The 8023-nt window shown below is 73.0% G+C and carries 6 protein-coding genes and 1 pseudogene; 2 read left to right on the forward strand and 5 right to left on the reverse strand.

The genetic code is table 11. From position 1 onward, the window contains the following. Positions 1-141 precede the first annotated feature (141 nt). Positions 142-1251, forward strand: coding sequence for a M48 family metallopeptidase (locus BMX65_RS04245; RefSeq protein ID WP_074998688.1), 1110 nt, complete (start codon positions 142-144; stop codon positions 1249-1251). Here BMX65_RS04245 and BMX65_RS04250 read toward each other — a convergent pair. The 5 genes from BMX65_RS04250 to proB all read right to left on the reverse strand — a co-directional run bounded on the left by BMX65_RS04250 (position 1205) and on the right by proB (position 6475). After that, positions 1205-2347, reverse strand: coding sequence for an SCO2583 family membrane protein (locus tag BMX65_RS04250; RefSeq protein ID WP_074998689.1), 1143 nt, complete (start codon positions 2345-2347; stop codon positions 1205-1207). The two genes, BMX65_RS04245 and BMX65_RS04250, sit on opposite strands and share 47 nt — an antisense overlap. 223 nt (positions 2348-2570) lie before the next feature. Further along, the gene (locus BMX65_RS04255) at positions 2571-3239 is read right to left on the reverse strand and encodes an SCO2584 family spore wall biosynthesis protein (protein WP_074998690.1); all 669 of its coding nucleotides are present in this window, start codon (positions 3237-3239) and stop codon (positions 2571-2573) included. Between the two features lie 71 nt (positions 3240-3310). Further along, a complete protein-coding gene (locus BMX65_RS04260; protein WP_420856790.1) occupies positions 3311-4600 on the reverse strand; it encodes a glutamate-5-semialdehyde dehydrogenase in 1290 nt (429 codons plus the stop codon). 85 nt (positions 4601-4685) lie between these two features. Further along, the gene (locus tag BMX65_RS04265; RefSeq protein WP_074998692.1) at positions 4686-5084 is read right to left on the reverse strand and encodes a hypothetical protein; all 399 of its coding nucleotides are present in this window, start codon (positions 5082-5084) and stop codon (positions 4686-4688) included. Between the two features lie 263 nt (positions 5085-5347). After that, positions 5348-6475: a glutamate 5-kinase gene (gene proB, locus BMX65_RS04270; protein WP_074998819.1), complete on the reverse strand. Its 1128-nt coding sequence runs from the start codon at positions 6473-6475 to the stop codon at positions 5348-5350. Positions 6476-6905: 430 nt separating this feature from the next. On the opposite strand from proB, the pseudogene BMX65_RS04275 reads away from it, so the two are divergent. After that, positions 6906-8023: pseudogene (locus tag BMX65_RS04275) on the forward strand (hypothetical protein); the annotation flags it as partial.

Genomic DNA, 8023 nt, shown 5'->3' on the forward strand with positions numbered 1-8023 from the left:
TTCCAGGGCCCAGCGGTTCGGATCGGGCCGGTACAGGCCGGATCGGCGAGCCGGATCCGATGCGTGCAGGGCCCACGGGCCCAGCAGGATCCGGACGAGAGGCTCTAGTGTGGACAGCCCAGTCGACGAGGGGGAAACACCATGACAGACGGCACAGGCGGCACGGAGCGCCTGCCGAGCCGTGAGCGGCGGCGCTTCGAGGGGATCTCCTCGCGTGCGTACGAACACCCGACCGACCGCTCGGCGCTGGTCGCGCTGCGCAAGCTGAGCGGCTTCGACACCGCGGTCAAGGCGCTGAGCGGCCTGCTTCCCGAGCGCAGCATGCGGCTGCTGTTCCTCTCCGACTCGGTGCGGGTCAGCGACCAGCAGTTCGCCCACCTCAACGCCATGCTGCGGGACGCCTGCTACATCCTGGATCTGGAGAAGATCCCGCCGATGTACGTGACCCAGGACCCGAAGCCCAACGCGATGTGCGTCGGCATGGACGAGCCGATCATCGTGCTCTCCACCGGGCTGGTCGAGCTGCTGGACGAGGAGGAGATGCGCGCCGTGATCGGCCACGAGGTCGGGCACGCGCTCTCCGGCCACGCGGTCTACCGGACGATACTGCTCTTCCTGTCCAACCTCGCCTTCAAGGTCGCCTGGATCCCGCTGGGGAACGTCGCGGTCATGGCGCTGGTGACGGCGCTGCGCGAGTGGTTCCGCAAGTCCGAGCTGTCCGCAGACCGGGCCGGGCTGCTGGTGGGCCAGGACCTGCAGGCGTCGATGCGCGGCCTGATGAAACTGGCCGGCGGCAACCACCTGCACGAGATGAACGTCGACGCCTTCCTGGCGCAGGCCGAGGAGTACGAGGCGGGCGGGGATCTGCGCGACTCCGTGCTGAAGATCATGAATGTGCTGCCCCGCTCGCATCCCTTCACCACGGTGCGCGCCGCCGAGCTGAAGAAGTGGGAGGCCAGCCGCGACTTCCAGCGGATCATGGACGGCCACTACCCGAAGCGCGCCGACGACAAGGACACCTCGGTGCGGGAGTCGTTCCGGGAGTCGGCGAACCACTACTCCGAGACGGTGCGCAACAGCAAGGACCCGCTGATGGGCTTCGTCCGCGATCTGGCGGGCGGCGTGGGCGACGTCGGCGGCCGGTTGCGCGACACCTTCACCGGCCGCGGCGGCTCCGAGGGCCAGGACGGCGGCAGCGGGTCGGCTAACGGCTCGACCGGTAAGGATGATCCGGGCTCGGGCGAGCGCTAGCCGACAGCAGCCCGCACACCGAGGCGGCGGACCGGCCCCGTGCATACGGGTCGGTCCCTGCCTTGCCCGCGTCCTCGGCCCGCTCGCCTGCCAGCAGCGGCGCCAGCGCGTCGGAGGGGTCCTCGCCGCAGTTCATCGGCCCCGCCCGCATGGCGACCTGGCGCACGGTGACCTGATGCTCGCGCAGGTCCTGCCGCTCGAAGCGGAAGCGCACCTCCCGCCGTACGGAGAAGAGGGAGGCGTTCCGCGCGGGCTTCCCGGCCGATCCGCTGCCCGCGTTCTTCCCCTCGCCCCCGTCGGCGGGCCGTACCGCGTAGACGAAGACATGGTCGGCGGTGACCTCCAGCCCGTCGCCGACCTCCTCGACGGCGAGGGTGCCGTCGACCCGCACCTTCGAGCTGGCCAGCGTCGCCTTGCCGCGGTCGAGGCGCACCATCCACGCCGTGGCGCTGCGCCGTCCGTCGTCCCGCGGGTGCTCCACGCTGCGGTCGAACTGGCGCTGCTGGCGGGGGTTGAGCAGCAGGCGCACCGGCCGCACCGCGCCGCCGGTGAGCACCTCCGGGTCGAGGGAGCTCTCCACGACGTAGTCCTTGGCGACGGTCAGCGCCGAGAGCACCTGGCTCTCCGAGAAGTGGTCGCTGCTCCGAACGGGTGGCAGCGCCACTCCGTCGGCCCCGGTCGCGAACCGCGCCGCGGGGCTGTTCTCGAACAGGTCGCCCGGGGTGCCGCCCGGGACCCGGCCGGTCGGTGCCAGCGGCAGCACATCGCTGCGCAGGGGCTCGGCACCGGTCCGTACCGAGGAGGGATACGGGTTCCGTATGCCCATGTAGATGGCGGTGCCGAAGGCCAGCACGATCAGCGCCACCAGGAGCAGTCCCTGCCGGGAGAAGCCCAGGCCGGTCCGGCCCCGGCGCTCGGCGTGCGAGCGGGCGCGGACCGCGGCGTGCTCCTCGTCCTGCATGCGCTCCTGCGCGGAGAACTCCTGGAGTCGCGCAGCCTTGATGAACGACTCGTCGAACACCAGGGATCGGTACTCGTCGTCGCCGTCGGGACCGCCGTCGGGCGTCCCGTCCGGAGGATCCACTCGCCCGGCCATAGCACCAGGGTAGGACCGACCGCGCGGACGTGAACGGCGTGGCTCCGGCCAACTTGCGGGACCCCGGAAGGTCTGCTCCGGGGCTCCGCCGGGACACCGGGACACCGGGACACCGGGACACCGGGACACCGGGACACCGGGACACCGGGACACCGGGACGCCCGGAAGCCGGGTCGGCCGGGTCTTCGAGCGGGCCCCGCGGGCGCGGGGCGGGGCGGCCCCGTCAGCCGCCGGGCGGTTCGACGGCCGGGACGGGGGAGGCCGCGCCCGGGCCGTCCCGGTCCACGCCCGTGGTGGCGGGGGGCGGGGTCGGATCCTGCCGCTGGTCGGAGGTGCCCCGGTAGACGGCGGAGAAGGCGAGCGCCACCATCCCGATGCCCATCACCACGGCGAGCACCCAGGCGACCGGCCGCTGCCAGTCGCGGTGGCCGCGGTAGGGGCGCGGCCCCTGGTGCGGCTCCGGGCGGCGGTGGGCCCGGTATCCGAAGTCGGAGCCGTGTTCGGGGCCCGGCTCCAGCTCTGGTGGACAGCCCTCGGAGCGCTCGTACTCCACCCGGTAGTCGGAGCGGTCGAAGCGGCCCTCGTCGTCCGGGTCGTCCTCGAAGTCGCCGTCGAAGGGGTCGTCCGCCTCCGCGAACTCCCCGTGCGGCATCTCGCCCTCGCCGCGCGGGCGGCCGAAGCCCTCCTCGGCGGCGCGGAAGGGCTCGCTCTCCGCGCGCGACCGGTCGGAGGCGAGTATCCGTTCGGCCGCGCTTGGTTCGTGCACCTCAGCGGCGCGTACGAAGTCCTCGTCGAGCACCACGGAGGCGAACTCGTCGTCCGCTGCCCCGCGGTCGCGGTACTCGGGCTCCTCGCCGTCCGGGAACGGCCCGCCCCCCACGTCGTCCGGCACGCCTTCCAGCGTAGACCTATGCGGTCAATTTGGGCAGGGCCGCCGGGAACCGGGCGGAAAATCGGTGCCGTTCAGCCGCGGACATGCCCGTCCCCGGTGACCACGTACTTGGTCGAGGTGAGCTCGGGCAGGCCCATGGGGCCCCGCGCGTGCAGCTTCTGCGTGGAGATCCCGATCTCGGCGCCGAAGCCGAACTGGGCCCCGTCGGTGAACCGCGTGGAGGCGTTCACCATCACCGCGGCGGAGTCCACCAGCGCGGTGAAGCGGCGGGCGGCCGCGGTGTCGGCCGTGACGATCGCCTCGGTGTGCCCGGAGGACCAGGCGCGGATGTGCTCGACGGCGGCGTCCAGGGAGGGCACCACGGCCGCCGCGATGTCGTACGACAGGTACTCGCTCGCCCAGTCCTCGTCGGTCGCAGGCAGCACCGTCTGCGCGGCGGCGTCGGCCGCCGCCTGCCAGGCGGTGTCGCCGTGCACGGTGACGCCTGCCTCGGCGAGCGCTTCGAGGGCGCGCGGGAGGAAGGTGTCGGCGATCCCGGCGTGCACCAGAACGGTCTCGGCGGCGTTGCAGACACTGGGGCGCTGGGCCTTGGAGTTGACGAGGATCGCGAGCGCGGTGTCGAGGTCGGCGCGCTCGTCGACGTAGACATGGCAGTTGCCGGTGCCGGTCTCGATGACGGGCACGGTCGACTGCTCCACCACGGTCTTGATCAGCGAGGCGCCGCCGCGCGGGATCAGCACGTCCACCAGCCCCCGGGCGCGCATCAGCTCGGTGACGCTCTCCCTGCTCTCGCCCGGCACCAACTGCACCACGTCGGCGGGGAGTCCGGCCTCGGCCACCGCGTCCCGGGCGACCGCGACCAGCGCCGAGTTCGAGGCGTGCGCGGACGAGGAGCCTCGCAGCAGCACGGCGTTGCCGGACTTGAGGCAGAGCGCCGCGGCGTCCACGGTGACGTTGGGGCGGGCCTCGTAGATGATCCCGACCACGCCCAGCGGCACCCGCACCTGGCGCAGTTCCAGTCCGTTGGGCAGCGTCGAGCCGCGCTGCACCTGGCCCACCGGGTCGGGCAGCGCGACGACGTCACGCACGTCGGAGGCGATGGCCGCGATCCGCTCCGGGGTGAGCGTGAGCCGGTCGACGACGGACTCCGCCGTGCCCGCGGCGCGCGCCTCGGCGACGTCGTCGGCGTTGGCGGCCACGATCTCCGGGGTACGGGCCGTGAGCGCGTCGGCGATCGCCAGCAGCGCGCGGTCACGGGTGGTACGGGGGGCCGGGGCGAGGTCGGCCGCCGCTGCCCGCGCACGGCGGGCCGCCTGGCGGACGGGGGTGTCCGGGGTCTCGGATGCGCTCATGGCGCGCATCGTAGCCGGGGCCGGTACGGGGCTGCGCCGGTGTCTCGGCAACGGCCGTACGCGCGGCACCGCGCCCCGGGCACCCGGGCAGGGGTCAGAACGGGTGCACCCCCACCGTGCTGACGGGCGGCGGACCGCAGCCCTCGGCGACGCGCCGGCGGTAGGTCTCGCGTCCGATCACCTCGAGCCCCACGATCTCCCAGGGCGGCAGCCCGGCCGAGGACCGGTGCTCGCCCCACAGCCGCAGCGCCACGGCGGCGGCGTCGTGCAGGTCCTGGGCCTCCTCCCAGTAGCGGATCTCGGCGTGGTCGTCGGCGTAGCGGCTGGTGAGCAGGAACGGGTGGTCGTGCGCGAGCCGTTCGAGCGCGCGCCGGACGTCGCCCAGCGGCGCCTCGCGTCCGGCGACGCTGAGCGTGACGTGCCAGAGCCGGGAGCCGACTCGTTCCTCGGGCTGGGGGGAGGGCGCCGTTCCGACGCCGGCCAGTCGTCCCACCGGTGGCCTCCTGGAGTGGTGCTGGTGCTGCCCTGGTGTCTTCCGTGAGTGCTGCTGATCTCTTTCCGTACTGCATTCCGTACTGCCTTCGGTACGCTGCGTGCACGTGCGGGTGCACGTGCCGCTCACACCGCCCGCGTCAAAGTTGACCAGTCCGAGGGCGCGCGCGGGACCGTTTTGCGGAAGGTGTCCGTGGAAAGGCTGGACTTTTTCCCCACCGCCCGAATGTGCCGCCCGATTCGGAGCCCGGCGGACAGCCCCGGTCAGCCGCGCAGCAGCACGAGGTCGTCCCGGTGCACGACCTCGCGCTCATAGGCCGGCCCCAGCTCGCGGGCCAGCTCATGGGTGGTGCGGCCCAGCAGCCGCGGCAGCTCCTTCGCGTCGAAGTTGACCAGCCCGCGCGCGACGGCCCGTCCCTGCCCGTCGCGCAGCTCGACCGGATCGCCCGCCGAGAAGTCGCCCTCCACCCCGGCGATCCCGGCGGGCAGCAGCGAGGTGCGGCGGTCCACGACGGCCCGCACGGCGCCCTCGTCCAGGGTGAGCGCCCCGGTGGGGGTGGAGGCGTGCGCGAGCCACAGCAGCCGTCCGGCGGCGCGCCGCCCGGTCGGATGGAAGTAGGTGCCGGTCTCCCGCCCGGCCAGCGCGTCGGCGGCGTGCACGGCGGAGGTGAGCACCACGGGCACTCCGGCGCCCGCCGCGATGCCGGCCGCCTCGACCTTCGTGGCCATGCCGCCGGTGCCCACCCCGGCGCTGCCCGCGCTGCCGATGTCGATGCCTTCCAGATCGGCCGGGCCGCGCACCTGTGCGACCCGGCGGGTGCCGGGGGTGGTCGGGTTGCCGTCGTAGAGGCCGTCCACGTCCGAGAGCAGCACCAGCAGGTCGGCGCGGACGAGGTGGGCGACGAGCGCGGCGAGCCGGTCGTTGTCGCCGAACCGGATCTCGTCCGTGGCCACGGTGTCGTTCTCGTTGACGATCGGGACGGCGCCCATGGCCAGGAGCTGGTCCAGGGTGCGGTAGGCGTTCCGGTAGTGGGCCCGGCGACTGGTGTCGTCCGAGGTCAGCAGCACCTGGCCGACGCGGCGGCCGTAGCGCGCGAAGGACGCCGTGTAGCGGGCCACCAGCAGCCCCTGGCCGACGCTCGCCGCGGCCTGCTGCCGGGCCAGGTCCCGGGGGCGCTTGGCCAGCCCCAGCGGCGCCAGTCCGGCCGCGATGGCACCCGAGGAGACCAGCACCGTCTCCCGCGGGGCCTGTCCGGGCTCGGCGTGCTGGGCGCCGATGTGCTTGGCGAGCACGTCGACGAGCGCGTCCACCCGGTCGGCGTCCAGTCCCCCCGCCGCGGTGGTCAGCGACGAGGAGCCGACCTTGACGACCACACGTCGTGCCTCCCGCACGGCCTTGCGCGCGGCCTGCCCACTCTCCGTGACGTGCCCGGCCGGTCCCGGGGACTCCGTGCCCGGTGTGCCCTCGGCGGCGCCCGCCGCGTGTCCTGTTCCGCTGTCTCGTGCCACGCCCGTACGTACCCCTCGCGCCTGTGCCGCCGCCGGCGGGACGCGCGGCTCCACCGGGCGACGGGGGCGCCCGCGGACCGTGACCCGCCGTGCTCTCGTGTCGCAATCTACGTCAGCGCCGGTCCGGGCCGCTCATCCGTTTCACGCAACGGACGCGTGAGGATGGTTACGTTTGACCAGGTAAGGGCCCATCCGGCGGCGTCGAAGATTGTCACTTGACCCACGGGCGTCATACCGTCAGGGGTCGACCTCGGCCACCGCCACCGGCCACCCCCTTCGCAGACCCTCTCTCTCCATGCCAGGAGCCCAGCCCGTGCCCTCTGCCGGACTCGCCACACGACGCGCCGTCCAGCTCGCGGCCCTGCTCGCGCTCGCGGTGTTCTACACCGTGCAGCTCGCGGGAGCGCTGCTGCCGAACGTGCCCGTCTTCGTCGCCGCCTCGCTGGCGGGACTCGCTCTCGACCTGTACCTGACACACCAGCAGCCGGGCCTGCTGGCGCTGCTGGGGAAGGTCCGCTTCGATGTCACCACGCGGCAGCTCCTCCGCGACATGCTGGTGGTCATCGGCCTGGTCCGGATCCCGGAGGTACCGCCGGACATAGAGCGTCCGCTCACCCTGCTGCTGCTGGCCTCCTACGCCGCGCACTTCCTGTGCCAGGCGGTGGCCCAGCTCGTGCGCCGCACCCGCACCCTGCCGGTCGTCACGCGCAACATCGACACCTCGTCGCTCAAGCTCACCCACGCGCCCTCCCGGCTGCTGGCCCGCCAGCCCAGCCGCAGGCTGCTGCGCTTCTCCATCCCCGGCACCCTGGGCCTGACGCTCAGCGCGAGCCTGGCGGTGGAGGAGTGGGGACTCGTCGGTGTGGGCTGCACCCTGCTGCTCTCCCTGGGCAGCGCCTTCTACCTGGCCACCTGGCTGCTGCCGAAGAAGCGCTCCAGGAGCGAGCAGGAGGTGATGGCGTGGCTGGACGCGTGGCTGGCACGGTACAAGCCGACCACGGGGATGTACTTCTCGGGCGGGACGACGTCGGCGTACCAGGCGAACATGTGGCTCTCGACGCTGGCGGAGCTGGAGGGGCGGCCGCTGATCGTGCTGCGTGAGCGGTTCATGGTGCAGAAGATCGACGCCACCGACGTCCCGATCGTCTGCATCCCCAAGGTCTCCCATCTGATGCACCTGGAGCACTCCACGCTCAAGGTGCTGCTGCACCCGGCCAACTCCGGCAAGACCTCCCAGGTCCTGCGGATCCCCACCCTCAAGCACGCCTTCATCAACCACGGCGAGTCCGACAAGCTCTCCTCCTGCAACCCCTACGCCAAGGCATACGACCAGGTGTGGGTCGCCGGAGAGGCCGCCCGCGAGCGCTACCGGCTCGCCGAGGTCGGCGTGGACGACAAAGACGTCGTCGAAGTCGGCCGCCCCCAACTCGC

The sequence above is a fragment of the Streptomyces qinglanensis genome (assembly GCF_900111245.1).
Taxonomy (GTDB): Bacteria; Actinomycetota; Actinomycetes; order Streptomycetales; family Streptomycetaceae; genus Streptomyces; species Streptomyces qinglanensis.

Coding starts and splice junctions, on each gene's coding strand:
- BMX65_RS04260 (WP_420856790.1), bottom strand. CDS start 4,600: ATGCGCGCCATGAGCGCATCCGAGACCCCGGACACCCCCGTCCGCCAG.
- BMX65_RS04245 (WP_074998688.1), top strand. CDS start 142: ATGACAGACGGCACAGGCGGCACGGAGCGCCTGCCGAGCCGTGAGCGG.
- BMX65_RS04250 (WP_074998689.1), bottom strand. CDS start 2,347: ATGGCCGGGCGAGTGGATCCTCCGGACGGGACGCCCGACGGCGGTCCC.